Origin of the sequence: Catellatospora sp. NPDC049133, assembly GCF_040648455.1 — a bacterium.
In the GTDB taxonomy this organism is placed as follows: Bacteria; Actinomycetota; Actinomycetes; order Mycobacteriales; family Micromonosporaceae; genus Catellatospora; species Catellatospora aurea.
The window spans coordinates 147,158-167,010 of sequence record NZ_JBEZDT010000013.1; the positions used below are offsets into that span (position 1 = coordinate 147,158).

Below are 19,853 nucleotides of genomic sequence, written 5' to 3' on the forward strand. Positions count from 1 at the left end.
CAATCTGGCTATCACACGATGTTACGGCTCGCGGCTGCCGCCGGCTCCGCCCGCGCACCCCGCTACCCTGGGCCGCATGATCGACTCGTATGCGCCCCGCGCCGACGCCGAGGTCGCCGCCGCGGCGGCGCAGGCCGGCGCGGACGTGGTCCGCGACCTGTACGGCCGGCACCTGGCCCGGATCGACAAGGGCGGCGGCGACTTCGCCACCGCCGCCGACGTGGCAGCCGAGCAGGCGATCCTCGACGTCATCCGCACCGCCCGCCCCCACGACGCCGTGCTCGGCGAGGAAGGCGGGCAGACGGGCACCCCCGACGCCACCCGCCGGTGGCTGGTGGACCCCCTGTGCGGCACTCTCAACTACGCCGTCGGCAACATGCTCGTCGCCGTCAACGTGGCCCTGCGCGGCGGCCCCGCCGCCGTCGCCGACCCGTTCACCGGCGAAGTCTTCATCACCGACGGCCGCACCGCCCGGCTACGCCGCGGCGGCGCCGACACCCCGCTGACCCCCACCGCGGCCACCCGCCTGGTGGACGTGAACCTGGACCCGCCCTTCCCGAACGCACCCGGCTTGCGCGCCGTGGACCTGCTGGCCCACCCCGGCTTCGTCGAGCACTTCCGCCCCCGGGTCGTGTCCACCACCCTCGCCCTGGCCTGGGTCGCGGCAGGCAAACGCGCCGCCTACGTCACCGACGGCGGCGACCTGTCCATCAACCTGCACTTCGCCGCCGGCATCGCCCTGTGCCAGGCCGCCGGCTGTGTGGTCACCGGCATCGACGGCGCCCCGCTCGGCCCCACGGGCCGCGGCCTGCTCGCAGCCGCCGACCCCGAGACCCACGCCCACCTGCTGTCCCTGATCCGCGACCGCACCTGACCCCGGCACCGCCGAGCCACCCGGAGCCCAGCTCACATCGGGTAGGCTCAGCGCTGATGAAGCTAGTACTGGACCTGCACGACATATACAACAAGGGCCGCGACATCGAGCGGGCCCTCAACGACATCATGGCCGAGGCGATCGCCAAGAAGGCCCCGATGATCGAGATCATCCCCGGCAAAGGCTCCGGCGCCCTCAAGAAGACAGTCCTGCGCTTCCTCGAACAAAAAGAGGTCAAAGCCCTCTACCACCGCGTGGAGAAGGACTCCAAGAACTTCGGCCGCCTGTTCGTGCACTTCAAACACACCGCCCCCCGCGGCCGCCGCTGACGCGCGATCTTGCGTGGCAGGTGGGGACGACACGCTCGTTCCGGGCATACCGGCAACAGTTCGCGCAAGATCGTCGCGATCTTCGCCGCTGCGGGTGGCGGGGAGTCGGTGGGTGTGGGCAGGATGTGACCCGTGCCGTCACCGACCTCGCTGAGCGACATCCGAACCGAGGCGCTCGCCCGCCGTGACCGGGGCGACTTGAACAGCGCCCGCACGCTGCTGGAACAGTCCCTCGAAGCGGCGATCATGGCCGCCGGAGAGGACCACCCCGAGGTCCTGACCACCGGCCACCTGCTCGCCACGATGCACCGGCAGTCCGGCGACCTGAGCGCGGCCCGCCGGGTGCTGGAGAACGCGCTGTACAACGGCGGGTACCGCTTCGGCGAGGAGCACCCGCTGCTGCTGTCGATGTCGTTCGACCTCGCGCAGATCGCCGACGAGCTGGGCAACCGCCACGAGGCCCGCCGCCAGTACACCAAGGTGGCCACGCACGGCCCGCTCACGCCCGGCTTCGACCAGCAGGTCCAGGTCGCCCGCGCCTGGCTCGGCCCGGACGCCCCCGCAGCGGTCGCACCGCCACCGGCGACCCCCGCACCGCCGGCACCGCAGCCGCCCGAGGACAGCACCGCGCTGCTGCCGCCGCCGTCGCGGCCGACCACCTACGTGTCCCAGTCCGTCCCGGCGACGCCGCAGGCCGCGCCCACGGAACAGGACCAGCACAGCGCGCCCCCGGCCTGGCCGCTGCCTGCCTCGACGCCGCAGACGACAACGGCAAACGCGCCAGACGATCGCACCGCGGTGGTCATGCCGCCACGCACCCCGAGCGTGGAGCAGCCAGAACCGACTCCCGCGGTCACGCCGCCGAACCTCGTCACACCGAACCCGGTCGACGACCGGACCTCGCTGCCGGCACCGCCACCGCGAACCCTGAGTCCCAGCGACGACCGCACGTCGCTGCTGACCACGCCACCGCCAACCCCGGTCACCCCGAGTCCCACCGACGACCGCACCTCGCTGCTCGGCCCGCCGTCACGGCCGACGGGTCCGGTGACACCGGAGACCGGGGACCGGACCCCGCCTGCGCATCCCGTCACCCGCGACGCGGACACAGGGCCCGCCCCCACCGATGACCGGACCGCCCCCTACGGCCTGACCATGCCGCCGCGACGCGACCAGTCCGCGACCCGCGCCATGCCCATCGTGCCGACCCCGCCGAGCGTCCCATTGCCGCCCGACCCCACCCGTCCCGCGCGGCCCGAACCGCTCCCACCGCACCGTGAACCGTCCCGGCCTGACACGCCGCAACCGCCGCAGCACGTGCCGCCCCGGCACGACACCACGCACCCGCAGCAGCAGCCACACCAGGCGCCGCGGCAGGACACCGGGCAGCCGCAGCAGTTCCACCAGCGGCTGCCGCACCAGGGGCAGCAGTCGCACGTCGCGCCGCCTTACCAGGACCAGCCGCGCCGCGACCTGCCGCCGGAGCAGGCCCGCGCCGCCGACGGCCGGGCACCCGCGATCCCGGTCGCGCCGCCGCCGCAGACGCTCCCGCGCCACCTGCCGCAGCAACCGCAGCACGTGCCGACGCCGACGGTGTTCGCGCCACCCGCGCCACCCACCGCCCCGCAGCGACGCAGCCGCGGCCCGGTCATCGCCGCGGTCGCCGCCGCGATCGTCGCCGTGCTCGCCGCCGTGGCCACGCTGGTGGTGGTGATGCTGACGAAGAAGGACAACGAGCAGCCGCAGCCCGGCCCGACCGTCAAAGCCGAGGCCGCCGGAGACGTCTTCGTCACCCGCGCCGCCAACGGCGACATCACCATCACCTGGTTCGACCCGTCCGACGGCTACGCCGCGCAGGTGCTGCTCGGCGCCCCCGAAGGCGAGGAAGTGGCGACCCTGGGCAAGCCCGGCAACGGTGAGACGCGATACACCGTCACCGGCCTGAATCCGAACTGGGACTACTGCTTCGTCATCATGAGCATCTACAGCGGCGATGAGCTGCTGCGATCCAAGCCCGCCTGCACCGGCACCGCAGGGTCGACGGCGCCGTCGCCCAGCCTGACACCATGAGCGTCCTCACTCGACTTTCACCGGTGACCTGCAACGCCTAGGATGGCGTCGGCTTCTGGGGAGGACGCCAGTCGGCGAGCGGGGTGGGCTCGACACACCCCGCGTCATGGGGAGGGGCGATCCGTGGCGGATCTGTCACCGGGCGCGATCACACGTAGAGCACGGACCAAAGGTGGCGTCGTCACCATCGTCACGGTGCTGGCGATGCTCGCCGCCATGGGCCTGACCTGGTTCGGGCTCAGCGCCAACGACCAGGTCTCGGCCGGCTTCGACAGCAGCTCATGGCTGTGGAGCCTCACCCGCGGCGAGATCGCCCGGGTCAACGGCCTGACCGGCAAGGTGGACACCCGCTCGCAGGCGCTGGTCGCCTCGCAGGGCCACTACGTGCAGGTCAGCCAGTCCGACCGGTACCTGATCGTGCGCGACCAGCACACCGGGCGCATCAGCGCGCTCGACCCGGCGACGCTGCAGATCACCGCGTCGCAGGAGTCGCAGGCGGGCCTGGGCGTGTCGGTGGCGCTGCACAACAACGCGGCGTTCGTCATCGACCCCGTGCAGGGCGTGGTGCGCCAGCTGGACCCCGCGACGCTGCAGCCGATCGGCGAGCCGCTGCGCTACCCGCCGGGCATCACCGGCGGCCACTTCGACGGCACGGGCCGCCTCTGGCTGGCCGTGCCCAGCCAGGGCACCGTTTCGGCGATCACGCCCGCGCCGCTGACGCCGCCCTCGGGCGGCACCGGCGGCAGCGGGCCGTCGCTGGTGCGCACCGAGCCGGTCGCCGAGGCGTTCCACGACCTGGCGCTGTCGGCGCTGGACGACGGTGTGGCGGTGCTGGACCAGACCAACGGCTCGCTGACGCTGCTGCGCGGCGACACCCTGAAGAAGGTCGAGATCGCCGGTGCGGCCGGCGGTGAGCTGCCGGAACGCTCCAGCGGCAAGGACATTGCGGTGACGGTCGTCGACGGCCGCAAGGTTTATGTCATCTCCGGTGACCAGGTGCACGAGTTCACGGTGCCGGGCGCGGGCGGGGCGGTGCGGCCCGCGGTGGCGTGGTCGGGCTGGTTCTACGTGGCCGACGACGCCGCGGGCAAGGTGTACGCGATCGACCGTGAGGGCAAGCTGGTCAACACGATCGAGGCGGGCAAGCCCGGCTTCCGGCTGGAGTTGGAGGTGCGCGAGAACCAGCTGTTCATCAACGCCCCCGACTCCGCGACGGCGCGGGTGGTCAACGACAAGCACCAGGTCCGGGTCGTCGACAAGTTCAACGACGACGTCGTGGGCGGTGACCCGCCGCCGGTGACGCCGCCGCCCCCGCCGAAGCCGCAGATCGGCAAGCCGGGCGCGCCGCGCAACGTCACCGCCGCGTCGGGCGACTCGCAGGTACGCCTGAGCTGGGGCAAGGCCGCCGAGAACGGTTCGAAGATCACGAAGTACGTGGTGGAGGGCGACGGGCGGACCTGGACGGTCGGGGCGCGCAACCGCTCGCTGGTCATCGACAAGCTGACCAACGGCAAGACCTACACGTTCACCGTGCACGCGGTCAACGGCAAGGGCGCCGGCCCGACCCGCAAGAGCAACCCGGTGATGCCGACCGGTGACGTGCCCGACGCCCCGACGGGCGTGAAGGCGGTCGAGAAGCCCGACGGCACCGTCGAAGTGACCTGGACCGCCGCCAACGGCCAGGGCCGCAAGATCACGCGGTACGAGGTCACCGCGATCAACGCGGGCAGCGGCGCCCTGATCGGCACCACGTCCGGCGCGGTGAAGCTGGTCGTCAAGGACGGCGAGCTGGAGTACGGCACGCAGTACGCGTTCACCGTCGTGGCGGTCAACGACAAGGGCGCGGGTTCGGAGGTGTCGCAGCCGTCGGGTTCGGTGGTGCCGTTCAACAAGCCCGCGCAGGTGCGCAACCTGTCCGCGGCCACGGTCGGCACCGCCAAGGGCACCATCCGCGTGACGTGGGCGGTCCCGGCCGACAACGGCCGCCCGATCACCGGCTACAAGGTGACGGCGGGCGGCAACACGCAGACGGTCAACGGCACCAACGCGACCCTGGACGGGTTCGGCGACGGCGAGATCGTGTCGGTCGACGTGGCGGCGGTCAACGAGGCCGGCACCGGCGCGAAGGACACCACCAGCGCGAAGACCATCACCGACGCGAAGGTGTCGAACGTGTCGGCGGGCAGCGCGACGTACAAGGGCTTCACGGTGAACTTCGCCTACGACGACGGCGGCGGCACCGCGACGTGCACGGTGACCATCAACGGCGCGGCGCGGGCGGTCGGCTGCAACACCGGCGCGAGCGGGTACGCCGTCAACGAGGTCGCGACCGACAGCGCGTTCACGATCACGGTGTCGGTGAAGAACGCGACCGGCGCGACCGCGACGTCGAACCCGGTGACGGTGCGCACCAGGCGGCTCAACGGCACGATCCGGTGTGTGGGCTGCTCCAACGGCATCGGCATCTACAGCAACTCCCGCCAGCAGAGCAACGAGGCCGTCGGCGACGCCCAGCACGGCGACACGTTCAAGGCGTTCTGCTGGAAGCAGGGCACCGCGGGCAACCAGAGCGGCGACGCCGAGCTGTTCGCGGCCGGGGAGAACAGCAACAAGCGCAGCGACAAGTGGATCCAGATCACCTACCGCGGCAACCAGCGATACGTCCCGTTCATCTGGCTCAACCTCGACGACGGCGACGACTACAACGACGTGCCGCAATGCTGATCCGCTGAGCTTCCCCGGCACGAGCCGTCACGGCCCGTGCCGGGGTTTCTCCGTCTTGGCCCCTCTTTCGAGCACAAAGGACACTCACCCGTCATGAACCAGCCCCTTCCACCGCTGTCCGCCGCCCAGGTCCGCGCGTTCGCCGACCTGACCGAGAAACTCGCCGGCGCGATCTCGACCGTGGTGCTCGGCAAGCCGGAGGTGGTCCGGCTCGGGCTGGTCGCCATGTTCGCCCAGGGCCACGTGCTGCTGGAGGACGTGCCCGGCACCGGCAAGACGACCCTGGCGCGGGCCATCGCGGCGTCGGTGCAGGGCGCGTGGCGGCGTATCCAGTTCACGCCGGACCTGCTGCCCTCCGACGTCAGCGGCGTGACCATCTTCAACCAGGCCAGCCGCGGCTTCGAGTTCCACCCGGGGCCGATCTTCGCGAACATCGTCATCGCCGACGAGATCAACCGGGCCTCGCCGAAGACGCAGTCGGCGCTGCTGGAGGTCATGGAGGAGCGCTACGTCACCGTCGACGGCGTACGCCACGCGGTGCCGCGGCCGTTCATGGTCGTAGCGACGCAGAACCCGGTCGAGATGGACGGCACCTACCGGCTGCCCGAGGCGCAGCTGGACCGGTTCCTGATGAAACTGTCGGTCGGCTACCCCGACGAGGCCGTCGAGATCGAGGTGCTGCGCGGACACACGCTGCGCTCCCCCGACGGAATCACCCCGGTCACCGACACCAAGACGATCGGCGAGGCCGTCGCGCTGGCGCACCGGGTGCACATCGCCGACCCGCTGTACGCGTACGCGGTGCGGCTGGCCGCGGCGACCCGCGAGCACAAGCACGTGCGCGTCGGCGTCAGCCCCCGCGGCGTGATCGCGCTGACCCGCGCCGCCAGCGCGTACGCGCTGACCGAGGGCCGCGGCTACGTGCTGCCCGAGGACCTGAAGGTGCTGATCGAGCCGGTGTTCGCGCACCGGGTGCTGCTGACCCCCGACGCACAGCTGCGTGGGGTCACCGCGACCGAGGTGCTGCGCGACGCGGTCGAGGCGGTCCCGGTGCCGCTGCCCGGCCAGGAGTCCCCGACCGGCGAGCCGGGCCCGGCTCCCGCGGCGCGGCACGCCGGATGATCGTCACGCTGCGGGGGGCGGGCCTGACCGTCGGCGGCGTCGCGCTGCTGGCCACCGGTTTCACCTACGGCTACCCGGAACTGGCGGTGCTCGGCGCCACCGCCGTCATCGCACAACTGCACGCATTCCTGCACGCGGCACTGCGGCCACGGCTGTCGGTGACCCGGTCCGTGGACCCCGACCGGGTCGCACGCGGCGAGGGCAGCACCGTGACCCTGACCGTACGCAACACCGGCCGCTTCGGCGCCGCCACGCTCGTGGCCCACGATCAGTGCGGCCGGGCCGGGCAGCCGGGCGCGACCGTCCCTGTCCCGCTGCTGCGGCTGCGCCCCGGCCGTGACACCGACGTGTCCTACCCGGTGCCCACCGATCGCCGCGGCGTCGTCGACGTCGGCCCGCTGCAGGTCACCCGCCGCGACCCGCTCGGCCTGGTGTCGGTGTCACGCAGCCACGGCGACACCGCCCGGATCTGGGTGTACCCGAAGAGCCACCTGATCCAGGCCGTGCCCGCGGGCATCTCCCGCAGCCTCGACGGCCGCCTCGACCGGGTCCCGCACGGCGCGATCACGTTCGACACCCTGCGCGAGTACGTCATCGGCGACGAGCTGCGCCACGTGCACTGGCGCACCAGCGCCAAGGTCGGCGAGCTGATGGTCCGCGAACACCTCGACACCAGCCTGCCGCAGCTCGTGGTGCTGCTCGACGACCGGGCCGCGTCCTGGGCCGACCGCGACGCGGCCGGGTCGGCGTCGTTCGAGAGCGCCTGCGAGGCCGCCGCGTCCATCGTCGCCGCCGCGACCCGCGAGGACCTGCCCGTGACACTGCACCTGGTCAGCGGGCCCGCGGCGGGCGGCGGCCGGATCCGCGGCGCGGCCCGGGGACTGCTGGACCTGCTCGCCGAGGCCGAACCGGCCCCCGGCGACGAGGAGCTGCTGGTCACCGCGACCAACCGGCTGCGCCAGCACCGGCCCGGCGACACCCTGATCTACCTCACCGGCACCGCCGGACTGGCCGACCTCGCACTGGTCTCCGGGCTCAAGGGCCCGTTCCCGTCGGTCGCCGTCGGCGTGCTCGGCCCGCGCCTGGCCGCCGAGCCGCAGCCCGCCGGGGTGCTGCTGCTACGCGCCGAGGACGGCGAGGACTTCGCCGCGGTATGGGACGGAGTGACCCGATGGTAGCCCGCGGCCTGCGCATCCTCCTGCCACCGGCGCTGATCGCGGCGATGCTGGTGCTGTCCGGCCTGGTCGCCGACCGCATCTACAACGGCACCCTGTTCACCGTGCTCATCGCGGGCGCGGCCGCCGGATCGGTGGCGATCAGCCTCGCCCTGACCCGGCTGCGGGCCTGGTCGGTCGCGCCGCTGTCGGTGCTGGGCCTGGCCGGATACCTCGCGTTCGCGCTGAACCTGTCCGCGCAGCGCGCGGGCATCAGCGGGGACCTGCCGACGATCGCCACCGAGGCGCTGCGCGACGGCATCCCCCGGCTGCTTGCCGTGCTCGTGCCCGTCGAGCCGCAGCCCGACACCGTCGCCGTGCCGGTCATCGCGACCTGGCTGGCCGGGCTCATGGCGATGGAACTGACCGTCCGCGCCCGGCGCACCCTGGTCGGGCTGACCCCGCCGGTGCTGCTGTTCGCCGGGGCGCTGTGGCTGGTCGGGCCGGGCGCGCCGCGTACCCCCTGGTCGGCCCTGGCCTTCGCGGCCCTGGCGATCGCGGCGCTGGCGTTCACCGGCCGGGTCCGCACCCCCGAGACCGGCCTCGACCCGGCCACCCGCAAGGCGCTGCGGCTGCGGGCCGCGCTCGCCGGCGGCACCGGGTTCGCGCTGATCCTGGCCCTGGTCGCGGGCGCGGCACCGCCGGTCGCGTCGCAGGTCACCGCCAAGCCGTTCGACCCGCGCAGCCTCATCGACCCGCCGGACCTCGACGCCCTCGACGAGAACCCGCTGATCAGGCTGTCCGGCTGGGCGCTGCAGCCGCAGGAGAAGCTGCTCGACGCCGACGTCGCCGCCGACACCCGGATCCGGCTGGCGGTGCTGTCCGACTACGACGGCGTGACCTGGAAGGTCGGGGCGACCTACCGCCCGGCCGGGCGCAGCCTGCCCCGCCCGCCCGGCGAGGTCGCCGGCAAGCCCGTGCAGCAGCGCATCACCATCGCCGGGCTCACCGGCAAACTGCTGCCCGCCGCCGCCACCCCCAGCCACGTCGACGGCGTACGCACGGCCTACGACCAGTCCACCGGCACCATGCTGCGCCCCGAAGGGCTCAGCACGGGCATGACGTACACCGTCACGTCCCTGCACAGCGAACCCGACGTGAACCTGCTGCCCGTCGCCGACGTGCCCGCGGGCATGACCCGCTACATCACCCTGGGCCCGAACGTGCCCGACAACATCAGCCGGCTCGCGCAGCAGCTCGGCGCGGACAACGGCGCCCCGTACCAGCGGGCGCTGGCGATCGAGCAGTTCCTGTCCGAGCACTACAAACTCGACCCGCAGGCGCCCAGCGGGCACGCGTACCCGAACCTGAACTTCTTCCTGTTCGGACCCGCCGGCACCGGCGCGGGCAAGGGCACCTCGGAGCAGTTCGCGGCGTCGTTCGCGGTCCTGGCCCGGCTGCTGAACCTGCCCAGCCGGGTCGTGGTCGGCTTCACCGCCCGCGCCGGCAACCACGCCGTCACCGCCGGCGACGCGCTCGCCTGGCCGGAGATCTACTTCACCGACCTGGGCTGGGTGCCGTTCCACCCGCTGCCCGAGCCGAACACCGAGACCAAACCGCTGGAAGACGAGTTCAAGCCGCAGCCGGAGACCTCGCAGCCGCCGCCGTCGGACGAGCCCATCCCGACGCTGGAACCGACCGCCGACGCGCCCAGCACCGCCCCTTCGGCGAGCGGCTCGGCGGCGGGCGGCGCGAACGTGGCCCTGGTCGCCGGCGCGGGCGGCGGCGGGCTCCTGGTGCTGCTGCTGGCCGGGTTCGTGGTGTTCGTGCTCGTCGCTCGAGGTGCGCTGCGGCGGCGCAGGCTCGACGAGGGCAGCCCCGACTCCCGCATCGAGGGCGCGTGGCTGGAGGTCGGCGACGCGCTGCGGCTGGCCGGGCGGCGCGCGCCGGAGCACCTGAGCGCCGCGGAGGTCGCCGCGCACGCGGCCGAGGCCGCGGCACCGGTACGCGGCAAGCACGACGTGCGCCTGGCCGCGCCGACGCTGGACGAGCTGGCCGCAGCGGTCAACCAGACCGTGTTCGGGCCGGGCACGGCCGGTGACACCGAAGCGGAAGCGGCGCGGAGCCGGGCGGTGGCGTACATCGACGAGCTGAAGGCACGCCGCTCCTGGTGGCGGCGGCTGCTGTGGACCCTGCACCCTGGTCCGCTGCGCTGGCGGCGCTGAGCGGCAGCGGCTTTGCGCGGCGTGCGGTTTCAGCCCGCTGACGTCACGACGCGACCTCGGCCGGTCCGCCCTAGATCGTTCGACTTGCCAGGCACCTGTGCGTATCTTGGTCCGGCATTCGCCCATATGCCTGGCAAGTCGAACGATCGTGGTGCGTTCCGTCCCCGGCTCGGCCGGGGTGAGCCAGAGGTGGCGGCCAACGAGCCTCGGGATCGGCTCAGGAGAAGCGCTCGCCTCGTATGACGGCCCGTGCCACCTCTCGCAGCTTGTCGTCGTCGGGCTGGAAGCCCTCGGCGATGTCCGGGTGCAGGCCTTCCCTGGTCTCACGGAGGATCCAGGCGGCGACCTCTTCCTCGCTCTGCCCGTCATACTGGTCGGCGACGCGGTTGGCGGCCTGTTCCAGCGCGGACGTCAGCTGCGCCTCCAGGGGCACCTGGAGCTTGCGCTCCACCGCGTTGAGGTCGTCGCTGTCGAGCGACACGTGCATCTCCGGCATCGCACCCATCCTTCGGTCGTCGGCCCTGCCCTACCCGGGACGCGGCTGCGCTAAGCATCGCGCACGCCGGCCACCGGATGCCCGTGATGACCGGCGTGTCCGCGGGCCGGTGTCAGCCGCCGACGGAGCAGCTCACGGACAGTCGGCGAACTCGACGCGGTGGAAGTCGCCATACGGCGGGACCTGAACGCTGACGGTGATGCCCCGGCCGAGCGGGGTGTCCTGGTGCGCGCAGACCGTCTTGACGTCGACGCTGGTCGAGACGGTCTTCACCGACTGGGCGCCGGTGCCGGTGACGGTGACGTAGCGGGCGATGTCGCCGCTGCCCACGCCGCCCGTGGGGTAGACGAAGTCGACCCGGATGCGGACCGGCCCCGTGCCGGTGACGGTCGCGGTGATCGTGGCGACGAACTTCGAGCCGCTGACGGCGGCCTGCAGCGAGAGGGCTTTCACTTTCGCGGTGGGCTTGGGGCTGGTCTTGGTGCTCGGCTTGGCCGCGGGCGTCCTGGTCGGGCTCGGCGTGGGCTTGGCGGTCGGGCTCGGCACGACGCTCGGGGTCGGACTCGGTGAGAGGCCGCCGGTCGGGCTCGGCGACACCTCGGCCGCGGCGACGGGCACTGGGTCGGCGGCGGGGCTTCCGCCTTTGGTCAACGCCCACACGACGTATCCGCCGCCCGCCCCCGTGAGCAGCACCAGTAGCGCCGCGACACCGATGAGTGCGTACAGCAAGGCAGGAGGCATCGGCCGGCGGGCGGGGGCGGTCATCGGATCTCCCATTCGGGGCGGCGCGGACGCCAAACCGTATGACGGTTGCCCACCCACCACAAGATCGGCCGAACGGCTTACGTCAACCACAGGTGGAACCCCAGGGCAAGAAGGCCCTCGAACTCACCCACCGCGAGGCCCTGCGCCTCGGCGACGAGCACATCGGCACCGAACACCTGCTGCTCGGCATCCTCGACCTCGCCGAAGGCGACACCGTCGACCTGCTCACCCACTGCGGCGTGACCCGGGAGAACGCGGAGGCCGCACTCGCGAGACTTCGCTGAAACGGTCGCCGACGCCCGGCCTGGATCGCGACCGGCCGGGCTTCGTCGTCGTCAGCAGGCGGGCAGCCGGCTCGGCTTGTGCCAGCAGCCCGGAACCGGCCAGCGAACCCGCGATCAGCTTGCGCATGGGCGCGATCGTAGGGCGCGCCGTCGATGCTGTCTGACCCGTGCCCGGCGCGGACCCCGCCGCCCCGGCGCCATCGCGATTACCGGCGAAGTAATCGACCGCGGCGGCAGCGAGCTGCGAACGTGACCCGCATGAAGGAGAACAGCACGACCGTACGCAACAGACGGCTCGTCCTGGACGGCTTCACCCGGTTCGCGGCAGGAGACCACGATGTCGAGCACTGGGACGTCGAGCAGCCGGTCGCCGAACCGGCACCGGTCCCGCACGGGATGTTCTGAACCGCCAGACGTGACCGGGTGACCCGGATACGACGTGGGGCCGGGGCGCTTGCGCGCACCCGGCCCCACGTGCCCCACCGCTAGCCTGTGATCGTGCCCTGGCCGGTGATGTCGGCCAGGTCGACGACCCGCGGATCGGCCACGACGCCCAGCCACAGCTTCTCAGCGGGCTCGGTCAGCCGGTCCGTCCTGGTCTCGACCGGGAACGTCACCGACACCTGGCCCGCCGGGATGGTCCGGCAACCCAGGTACGGCGTGAAGTCCAGCAGGAGTTTGGCAGTGTCGGGCACCGTCGCACCGCACACGCTCAGATCCTGGGACAGCGGCCGCGACAGCGTCACCGTGAACGCCAGCGGCTGCCCCTCGACCGCGGTCGCGTCCGAGACCCGCAGCGAAGCACGGGTACGGAACACGGCCACCTGCGGGTCGTGGTCGCTGGCCCCGCGCGCGCCGTCGCCGTCGTGGTCGGCGGCCCAGTCGGCGTTGATGTGCGCCGCCCGGATCTTGACCAGGTCACCGTAGAGCTCGTCGTTGACGAACAGGTGGTCCAGCGTCTGCGCCTGGCCCTGGAACACGTACGAGTACGCGCTGCCGGGCACCTGCGTGGCCAGGTCGTTCCACAGGTTGTGCAGACCCAGGTCATACAGCGGCTTGAGCTGGTCCGACGGGGTGTCGCTGTCGGACATGGCGATCGGGTCGTCCGGCCTCGGGAACACGTTCAGGTCGCCGCCGTACACCACCCGGGCGTGCGGGGACGCCGCCTCGATCGCGGCGACGATCGCCGCGCCGTAACGGGCCTGCTCGGTGCGCTGCCCGACCCGCGCCTGCGGAGTCGAGGAGTAGTGGTTCGACACCGCCCACAGCTCGTAGACGTCCGAGCTGCCCGGCTGCGCCGCAACGGTGAACCGCGCCACCTGCGGGGCACGGGTGAACACGTTCGACCCGTCCACGCCGGTGGACCTGTCGACGTCGTCGGGCAGCACCGCGTTGAGCGACTTCGGGTTCTGCACGTCGGCGTTGTAGCCCAGCGCCGCCGACCGGAACTCCACGCCCGGCGTCGCCGTCAGCACCGCCGACGGGGCCGCCAGGGTGAGCCGGTCCGTGCGGTACAGGAACCCGGCGACGATGCCCCGGGCGTCCGCGCCGTCGCGGTCGTACGCCGCGTCGTAGGCCGGGCCGCCCGCAGCCGCGACCGCCAGGGCCAGCTCTTGCAGCGTGTCCGGCTTGCCGTCGGCGTTGTTCACGTCGCCGCAGACCAGCGCGCCGGCGGTGACGGTGCAGATGTCCTGGTCCTCGGCCTCCTGCACGAGCAGCAGGTCGGGGCCGTGCAGGTCGTTCGCGATCTGCGACGCCAGCGCGCCCAGATGCGCCTGGTAGTCGGCCTCGTTGAGCGGCACGTAGTCGAACGGCGGCGAGACCCCCGGGCAGCCGGTGTTGCCCAGGTAGTCGCAGCCGTCGAACGGGTCGTCGCGGAAGTCGTACAGGTTCTCGACGTTGTACGTCGCCACGGCCAGCTCACGGTCCCGGTTGATCGGGGCGGGAGCGTTGTTGGCCGACGGGTCCGCGCCCGCGCCGAAGTCGGCGGAGGCGACCTGGATGCCGTACTTGTCGAAGGAGAAGTTCAGACCGCCGACCGCGTCCGCGGCCAGCACGTCGAACGTGTGCGCGGGCGGTAGCAGCGCGGCCATGTCCTGCGCGGTCCACTTGACACCCGTGGTGCCCAGCATGATCCGGGTGCCGTTGCCGTCGTCGAAGACGTGCGCGGTGTCGTTGTCCATCGGGTGCGCGTCGCGGTACACCCGCCGCGTCAGCGGGTCGGTGCGGTCCAGCAGCGGGTCGTCGACGTCGAGGACGTACACCTCGGAGTCGGCGGTCGAGGCGAACACGTCCCGGCCGCTGGCCGCGACACTGCCCGCGCGCACGCGCAGCTGCTCGCCCTCGTGGCGCTCCCAGAACCGGTTCGCCGCGGCGAGGTCCTGCGGCGGGGTGGCGTTGGTGACGGTGGTGTCGGTGACCCCGGACTCGATCACGCGGACCAGCGACGCCGAGGACAGCTGGGTCATGAAGAAGTACTCCGACACCCGTGCGCGCACCACGACCTCGTCGCCGACGGTCGGCACGTAGCCGCCGATCAGCGACGTGAAGCCGCCCATGAACACGAAGATGCCGTCGGAGCTGGTCGGGTCGCCGTCGGTCGCGCCGGTGCGCGACTGCAGGTAGAAGCCGTACTGCGCGGCTCCGGCCGAGGTGCGGGCCAGGGTGCGCTGGGTGATCACGCCGCGCACGTCGTACAGCGCGCTGCTGGTGCCCGTGCCGGAAGCCGGGGCCAGCGGCGAGCGGTCCTGCACGCCGTTCTCGGCGTCGGTGGTCGGGCCCTGCACCTCGCCGACGCTCAGCACCCGGTTGACGGTGACGGTGAACCCGCAGGTCGAGGTGGTGCCGTCGGTGTCGGTCGCGGTCATCGTCACGGCGTACGACCCGAACGGCAGGTCCGCGTCGGCGGTGACGGTCGCGCTCGCGGTGCCGCCGACGGCGTCGGCCGGGGTGAACGCGGTGCGCGTGATCGTGCCCGCCGCCGGGGCGGGGACGACGTTCGTGACGGCGAGGTCGACGATCGTGTCGTCGGCGTCGGTCGCGGTGACCGCGCGGGTCCCCGCCTGTCCCTGGGCCACGGTGAGCGCGCCGCCGCAGGTCAGGGTCGCGGGGGCGTCGACGGGTCCGCCGCCGGTGGTGTGCGCGCCGAGGCCGTCGACGGTGTCGGTGGCGTAGCCGACCCAGCCGGTCGCCGGGTCGAACGCGTCGCCGGGTTCGGTGTCGCCGAGCGACACGGCCGCGTCGCGGCGGATCGTGTTGTCGGCGGTGCTGGCAAGGCCGGTGCCCCACTCGGTGCCGGGGTCGGTGCCGACCTGGCCGAGCGAGTCCACGACCGGTCCGGCCGCGCCGCCCTTACGCAGCACGATCGCGTCGTCGCCGTTGTAGAAGCTGGCGGAGCTGGTCTGGTCGGCCTGCGCCAGGATCGCGGCGTTGGCGCTGGCGTGGGCCAGCACGAACACGTCACCGTCGGCGACCGTGCCGGTCAGCGCGATGGTCCCGCCGGCGGTGGTGGCGCCGTTGAAGTAGAACTGCACGACGTACTGCCCGGCGGCCAGGTCCACGGCCGAGCCGGTGCCGTTGTAGAACTCCAATGCCTTGTTGTTGGAGCTGCCCTCGACGTACTCGGAGATGAGCAGGTCGCTCGGCGCGGCCAGGGCGGCGGGTGACGCCGCGGTGAATCCGGCCAGCACGGCAAGCACAACAGCGGCGCGCATAGTGCGACGCATCGATATCCTCCCGGGGTTAGGAGGATGACCCTACTGGCCGGTCACGAAGAGGTAAACCCGCCTCGATGACCCATGGGTGAACACTGTGGACCCATGGTGAACCCGCGCAGGTCAGGGCGGCGTCACCGCCCTGGAGCCGGTCCTGGTCCTGCACAGCCGCCCTGCCTCCCGGTGACGATGAGTGTCGGGCCGTCGTATTCGACGGTGCCGGACCGGCCGTCCTGAAGCCAGATCGTCACCTGGCCGGGGCCGGTGAACCCGACCCGATCCATCGGCTCCCAGTAGCTGTCGCCCTCGGACTCGGTGAAACAGGACAGCTCCTCCGCCGCCTCCCGGCTGAACAGACCCGCCCGCGACCGCAGCCACAGGTAGGGTCGGCCCCACACGGCGTCCCGGCTGACCACCTCGAACCTGCCGTCGGCGGAGACCGCGACGGTCTGCGCCCGCTCGCCGCGCATGCTCACCGTGTCGAGTTCCCCGCTGATGAACCAGGTGCCGGTGGCGCACAGCGCCATGACGGCGGCCGCCGCGTAGCCGAGCCCGCGCGCCCGGACCGAGCGGAGGCCGAACACCGGCCCGGCGGCCGCCAGCAGCAGGCCCGACAGGCAGATGAGAACGAAGGAGATCGTGCTGCCGTGATCGAGCAGGACGACCCACAGCCCCGGGTCACGAGTGATCGCCAAGGCCGCGCCTACCGTGAGCACGGCGAGGAACCACATCACACCACCCACTGCGGCTCGCATTCTGCTGCGGCGCGGCGTTACCCCGTCCGGCGTCATTCGCGACAGCCTGCCACGCCGCGCGCCGACGCGCTGTCCCTGGCAACAGGCCCGACCGCCCGGGGTCAGGCCTGTTGTTCGCGGGCCAGCGCCCGGTAGATCAGCGCTGCGGTCACCGCGAAGTAGAGGGCGGTCGCGGTGAAGGTGTGCACGTTGTCGGCGGGGTGCGATCGACCGGCCAGCATCGCCCGTACGATCTCCAGCATCGCCACACCGAGCGCCAGCGCCCAGAAGGCCTGCGCCCAGCGCGGGGCGGCCGCCAGCAGCCAGCGCAGGTAGGCCCCCATGGTCGATGCCTGGCGGCCCTCGCCCGGCTGCAGCCGCCGCAGGGAGACCAGCATCCCCGGGATGGCGACCGCCAGGGCCAGCGTCGTAGGCATGAAGATCAGCACGAACCCGTCGCCCGCCTGGGCCGGCAGCCAGCTCCAGGCGAGCGCTGCGGCGCACACGAAGGCCACCGCCACCGAGGCGCGGCCCAGCCAGGTCAGGTTTGTCGAGGTCACGGGCACGATCGTACGAGCGGTGTCAAATCGAGCACGCCCCTGACCTGCGGTTTCGCTCAGTCGTGCGCGATCCGGTGGCGGCGCGGCGGCACGCGGGTGACCAGCTTGTCGACACCGGTGAAGCCGCTGACGTCGACCAGGCAACCGTGCCGGATGTTGCCGAGCAGGGTCTCGCCCCGCCGCTGCACGAGCATGACGTCGCCCATCGGGAAGCTGTGCACCGTGCCGTCGGCGGCGACGTGGTGGCACGCGTCGTCACCCAGCACGAGCGAGTCCTTGGCGCCGCGCAGCCGCCGGGCCAGCGACGGCCGCAGCAGTTCGCCCTGCGGGGTGAACGAGCCGACCGGGCAGCCGGTCCGGGTCACCCCGTCGAGCGCGATGTCCACCCCGACCGGGACGACCAGCAGCGCCGAGGACAGCCATGACGCCGCGGCCGCCCGTACGTCCGCCGGGCCGAGCCGAGCCGCGGCCGCCACCTGGCTCTCGCCGAACTCGTCGTACACGGCGAACAGCTCCCGGTGCGCGGCGTCGGCCAGCGGAGCCTGTGCGTGCGCCTGCTCGGCCGCGGCGAGCACGCCGAGGCGTTGCAGCCCGGCACGTAGTCGCGGGTCCTCGGCCGGGGACCGGGTGTGCCGGGTGACCACGGCCGCCAGCTCGGCGGGCGCGGGTTCTTCGGCAGCCAGCCGCAGCAGCTCCTGCCACAGGATGCGGGCGGCCACGCCGCTGTCGCGCTGCCGGTTCCTGCCGCGCAGGTGGAGACTCAGGCCCAGTTCCAGCCGGTCGCCGCCGACCGGGGTCGACCACTCGGTGGACCAGGCCTTCACCCCGGCCCGTTCCAGCAGCGCGTCGACCCGGATGCCGAGCACCCGCAGCAGCAGGAACGCCTGCGGGCCCGCCGTGGCGGTCACGGCGATGCCGGGCGCGACGACCTCGTCGGCATACCAGGCCGGTCCGGTCGGGCTGCCCGCCGGACTCGTCGCATGGGCGGCGCGCGGCCCGGCCGGCAACGGCAGGCGCAGCCCGGCCGGGGGCGGGCCGGTGCAGGTGAGCACGGCGTTGCCCGCGGTGAACCAGCGGGCCAGGTGGGCGCGGACCTCGTCGGCGGTGAACCGGTGCGCGTCGACGGCGGGCCAGCGCAGCAGGCCGGGGCCGGTCGGGCCGAGCCGGCGCGCCAGCAGCGACGCCCACGGGTCGCGCACCGCGTCGTCGACGTCGAGGTCGAGGGTGATCGCCCGGTCGGCGGCGTCGAGCTGCTGCGCGGTCAGCACGAGGCCGCCGAGATCGGGGGCGGCGACGAGCGCGGCGAGGTCGGTGAGGTCTTCGGCGACCCGGGTCGGCTCACCGGACAGGGTGAACGCCGTCTCCAGCAGTCCTGCCGTCCCGTCGGGCTCCGCGAGCAGGCTCAACAGCAGGTGCCGGGTGACCAGGTGGGTGATGCCCAGCTGGTCGACGTCCTCGTCGCGGGCGCCCACCGCGAACGCCAGGGTGGCCGTGAATTCGCCGGGCATTTCCTGCCAGAGCACCCGTACGGTGTCGATCTCCTCCCGCCGCATGCGCGGATAGTACGAGCCCGGGTCAACCGGTGGTTGATCCGAATGTCTCCTGAGCTGGCCGAACGGTCGGACATGGCGGCTCGACGGGCCGCCAGGACCGACCGCGGACGTGATCTGCCGGGACCACCCACCGGGCAGGATCACCGTGCACACTGCTGACCAGAATCGGAGCAACAATGAACAAGCGCGGGCGCATCGCGATCATCGCGGGCGCGGTGCTCGCCACCGGCACCATCGGTTTCGCCGCCATCCCGGCGCTGGCCGATGACAAGCCAGACGCTCCGTACAACGTCGTGTTGCAGGAGTCCCACCAGGGCAGCGAGGCCGAAGACTTCACCCGCGACTGCGCCGAGGTCGGTGACATCGGTGACAGCAAGGACGGCTGGGTCTTCAACGCGCCGTCGAACGAGTTCGACAAGGTCGTCGGCGTGAAGGCGACGTTCGACGACGGCACCTCCGAGATCGAGACCTTCATCCGCACCGGCGACGCCGACGCCTACCCGGACGGCTTCGCCAACGCCGCGAACCCGCACCTGGCCTGGGTCGTCGTGCCGCACGGCTGGGAGCTGGTGACCGCGCAGGCCAAGCTGACCGTCAAGGCCGGCGGCAAGGGCAACGACAAGCTCAAGCTCGTGGTGACGCACACCTGCGCCGGCAAGGACACCCCGCCGCCCGCGTCGAGCCCGTCCGCCTCCCCGAGGCCGGAGCCGAGCGTCTTCCCGTCGCCGTCGCCGTCGCCCGTGGCGAGCCTGTCGCCGTCTGCCGAGGCGAGCGTGTCGCCGTCGCCCGAGGTGAGCGCTTCGGCGTCGCCGGAGGCCAGCCCGTCGGCCGACGTCACGCCGCAGCCGGAGGAGTCGCCGTCGCCCGAGACCAGCCCGTCACCGGAGGCGTCGGCCTCCCCGGAGACGAGCCCGGAGCCCGAGCAGTCCCCCGAGCCGAGCTCCTCGCCGGAGGTCGGCACGTCGCCCTCGGCCGAGACCGGCACCTCACCGTCGCCGCAGGTCAGCGAGTCTCCGCAGGTCGACCCGTCGCACAGTGACACGCCTTCGGTCTCGGCGAGCCCGTCTCCGGAGACCGGCACCCTGCCGCGCACCGGCGCACCGCTGGCCGGCATCGCGCTGGCCGGTGTCGCGCTGGTCGGCTTGGGCGCGGTGGTGCTGGTGATATCGCGCCGCCGCCGCGAGCACATCGCCTGAGCCGCCACCGCCGGCTGAGAGGAGGGCTCCCCGTCCAGGGGAGCCCTCCTCTCG

16 protein-coding genes are annotated in these 19,853 nt (G+C 72.7%); 10 read left to right on the forward strand and 6 right to left on the reverse strand.

Translation table 11 applies throughout. The features are described from left to right. Positions 1–76 precede the first annotated feature (76 nt). From AB0B35_RS17155 to AB0B35_RS17185, 7 genes are all read left to right on the forward strand, one after another. On the forward strand, positions 77–874 hold the full coding sequence (locus tag AB0B35_RS17155) for an inositol monophosphatase family protein (RefSeq protein ID WP_361046151.1): 798 nt from the start codon (positions 77–79) through the stop codon (positions 872–874). Between the two features lie 56 nt (positions 875–930). Continuing rightward, entirely contained in the window at positions 931–1,203 is a 273-nt protein-coding gene (locus AB0B35_RS17160) for a Smr/MutS family protein (protein WP_360524486.1), read from the forward strand. Between the two features lie 132 nt (positions 1,204–1,335). Beyond that, entirely contained in the window at positions 1,336–3,273 is a 1,938-nt protein-coding gene (locus AB0B35_RS17165; protein WP_361046154.1) for a tetratricopeptide repeat protein, read from the forward strand. Positions 3,274–3,396: 123 nt separating this feature from the next. Next, complete coding sequence (locus AB0B35_RS17170) at positions 3,397–5,997, forward strand: fibronectin type III domain-containing protein (protein ID WP_361046157.1); 2,601 nt, start codon at positions 3,397–3,399, stop codon at positions 5,995–5,997. Positions 5,998–6,090: 93 nt separating this feature from the next. Next, positions 6,091–7,119, forward strand: a complete 1,029-nt coding sequence (locus tag AB0B35_RS17175) for a MoxR family ATPase (protein WP_361046160.1) — start codon at positions 6,091–6,093, stop codon at positions 7,117–7,119. Further along, positions 7,116–8,297 (forward strand): DUF58 domain-containing protein, encoded by a 1,182-nt coding sequence (locus tag AB0B35_RS17180; RefSeq protein ID WP_361046162.1) that lies wholly within the window; start codon positions 7,116–7,118, stop codon positions 8,295–8,297. Before AB0B35_RS17175 ends, AB0B35_RS17180 begins: the two co-directional genes overlap by 4 nt. Then, positions 8,291–10,498, forward strand: coding sequence for a transglutaminaseTgpA domain-containing protein (locus AB0B35_RS17185; RefSeq protein ID WP_361046165.1), 2,208 nt, complete (start codon positions 8,291–8,293; stop codon positions 10,496–10,498). The genes AB0B35_RS17180 and AB0B35_RS17185 overlap by 7 nt, the downstream gene beginning before the upstream one ends. Positions 10,499–10,715: 217 nt before the next feature. Here the strand turns inward: AB0B35_RS17185 and AB0B35_RS17190 are convergent, their stop codons facing one another. Beyond that, complete coding sequence (locus tag AB0B35_RS17190; RefSeq protein WP_361046168.1) at positions 10,716–10,994, reverse strand: hypothetical protein; 279 nt, start codon at positions 10,992–10,994, stop codon at positions 10,716–10,718. 132 nt (positions 10,995–11,126) lie between these two features. After that, complete coding sequence (locus tag AB0B35_RS17195) at positions 11,127–11,759, reverse strand: hypothetical protein (protein WP_361046171.1); 633 nt, start codon at positions 11,757–11,759, stop codon at positions 11,127–11,129. A gap of 92 nt (positions 11,760–11,851) precedes the next feature. Between AB0B35_RS17195 and AB0B35_RS17200 the strand changes: the two genes are divergently transcribed. After that, a complete protein-coding gene (locus tag AB0B35_RS17200; RefSeq protein WP_361046173.1) occupies positions 11,852–12,043 on the forward strand; it encodes a Clp protease N-terminal domain-containing protein in 192 nt (63 codons plus the stop codon). Positions 12,044–12,301: 258 nt separating this feature from the next. Continuing rightward, entirely contained in the window at positions 12,302–12,448 is a 147-nt protein-coding gene (locus AB0B35_RS17205; RefSeq protein ID WP_361046176.1) for a hypothetical protein, read from the forward strand. Between the two features lie 80 nt (positions 12,449–12,528). On the opposite strand, the gene AB0B35_RS17210 is transcribed toward AB0B35_RS17205, so the two are convergent. The 4 genes from AB0B35_RS17210 to AB0B35_RS17225 all read right to left on the reverse strand — a co-directional run bounded on the left by AB0B35_RS17210 (position 12,529) and on the right by AB0B35_RS17225 (position 18,603). After that, positions 12,529–15,756 (reverse strand): lamin tail domain-containing protein, encoded by a 3,228-nt coding sequence (locus AB0B35_RS17210; RefSeq protein WP_361046322.1) that lies wholly within the window; start codon positions 15,754–15,756, stop codon positions 12,529–12,531. A 134-nt stretch (positions 15,757–15,890) separates the two neighbouring features. Beyond that, the gene (locus AB0B35_RS17215; RefSeq protein ID WP_361046179.1) at positions 15,891–16,487 is read right to left on the reverse strand and encodes a hypothetical protein; all 597 of its coding nucleotides are present in this window, start codon (positions 16,485–16,487) and stop codon (positions 15,891–15,893) included. A gap of 125 nt (positions 16,488–16,612) precedes the next feature. After that, positions 16,613–17,050, reverse strand: coding sequence for a hypothetical protein (locus AB0B35_RS17220; protein ID WP_361046181.1), 438 nt, complete (start codon positions 17,048–17,050; stop codon positions 16,613–16,615). Positions 17,051–17,106: 56 nt separating this feature from the next. Then, the gene (locus AB0B35_RS17225) at positions 17,107–18,603 is read right to left on the reverse strand and encodes a hypothetical protein (protein WP_361046184.1); all 1,497 of its coding nucleotides are present in this window, start codon (positions 18,601–18,603) and stop codon (positions 17,107–17,109) included. A gap of 176 nt (positions 18,604–18,779) precedes the next feature. Here AB0B35_RS17225 and AB0B35_RS17230 point away from each other — a divergent pair, with 176 nt between their 5' ends. After that, complete coding sequence (locus AB0B35_RS17230) at positions 18,780–19,799, forward strand: LPXTG cell wall anchor domain-containing protein (protein ID WP_361046186.1); 1,020 nt, start codon at positions 18,780–18,782, stop codon at positions 19,797–19,799. Positions 19,800–19,853 lie beyond the last annotated feature (54 nt).

What these genes read in the sequence shown, in the direction of transcription:
- AB0B35_RS17155 (WP_361046151.1), top strand. Translation starts at nt 77, where the DNA reads ATGATCGACTCGTATGCGCCCCGCGCCGACGCCGAGGTCGCCGCCGCG.
- AB0B35_RS17160 (WP_360524486.1), top strand. Translation starts at nt 931, where the DNA reads ATGAAGCTAGTACTGGACCTGCACGACATATACAACAAGGGCCGCGAC.
- AB0B35_RS17175 (WP_361046160.1), top strand. Translation starts at nt 6,091, where the DNA reads ATGAACCAGCCCCTTCCACCGCTGTCCGCCGCCCAGGTCCGCGCGTTC.
- AB0B35_RS17180 (WP_361046162.1), top strand. Translation starts at nt 7,116, where the DNA reads ATGATCGTCACGCTGCGGGGGGCGGGCCTGACCGTCGGCGGCGTCGCG.
- AB0B35_RS17185 (WP_361046165.1), top strand. Translation starts at nt 8,291, where the DNA reads ATGGTAGCCCGCGGCCTGCGCATCCTCCTGCCACCGGCGCTGATCGCG.
- AB0B35_RS17190 (WP_361046168.1), bottom strand. Translation starts at nt 10,994, where the DNA reads ATGCCGGAGATGCACGTGTCGCTCGACAGCGACGACCTCAACGCGGTG.
- AB0B35_RS17195 (WP_361046171.1), bottom strand. Translation starts at nt 11,759, where the DNA reads ATGACCGCCCCCGCCCGCCGGCCGATGCCTCCTGCCTTGCTGTACGCA.
- AB0B35_RS17205 (WP_361046176.1), top strand. Translation starts at nt 12,302, where the DNA reads ATGAAGGAGAACAGCACGACCGTACGCAACAGACGGCTCGTCCTGGAC.
- AB0B35_RS17210 (WP_361046322.1), bottom strand. Translation starts at nt 15,756, where the DNA reads ATGCGCGCCGCTGTTGTGCTTGCCGTGCTGGCCGGATTCACCGCGGCG.
- AB0B35_RS17215 (WP_361046179.1), bottom strand. Translation starts at nt 16,487, where the DNA reads ATGTGGTTCCTCGCCGTGCTCACGGTAGGCGCGGCCTTGGCGATCACT.
- AB0B35_RS17225 (WP_361046184.1), bottom strand. Translation starts at nt 18,603, where the DNA reads ATGCGGCGGGAGGAGATCGACACCGTACGGGTGCTCTGGCAGGAAATG.
- AB0B35_RS17230 (WP_361046186.1), top strand. Translation starts at nt 18,780, where the DNA reads ATGAACAAGCGCGGGCGCATCGCGATCATCGCGGGCGCGGTGCTCGCC.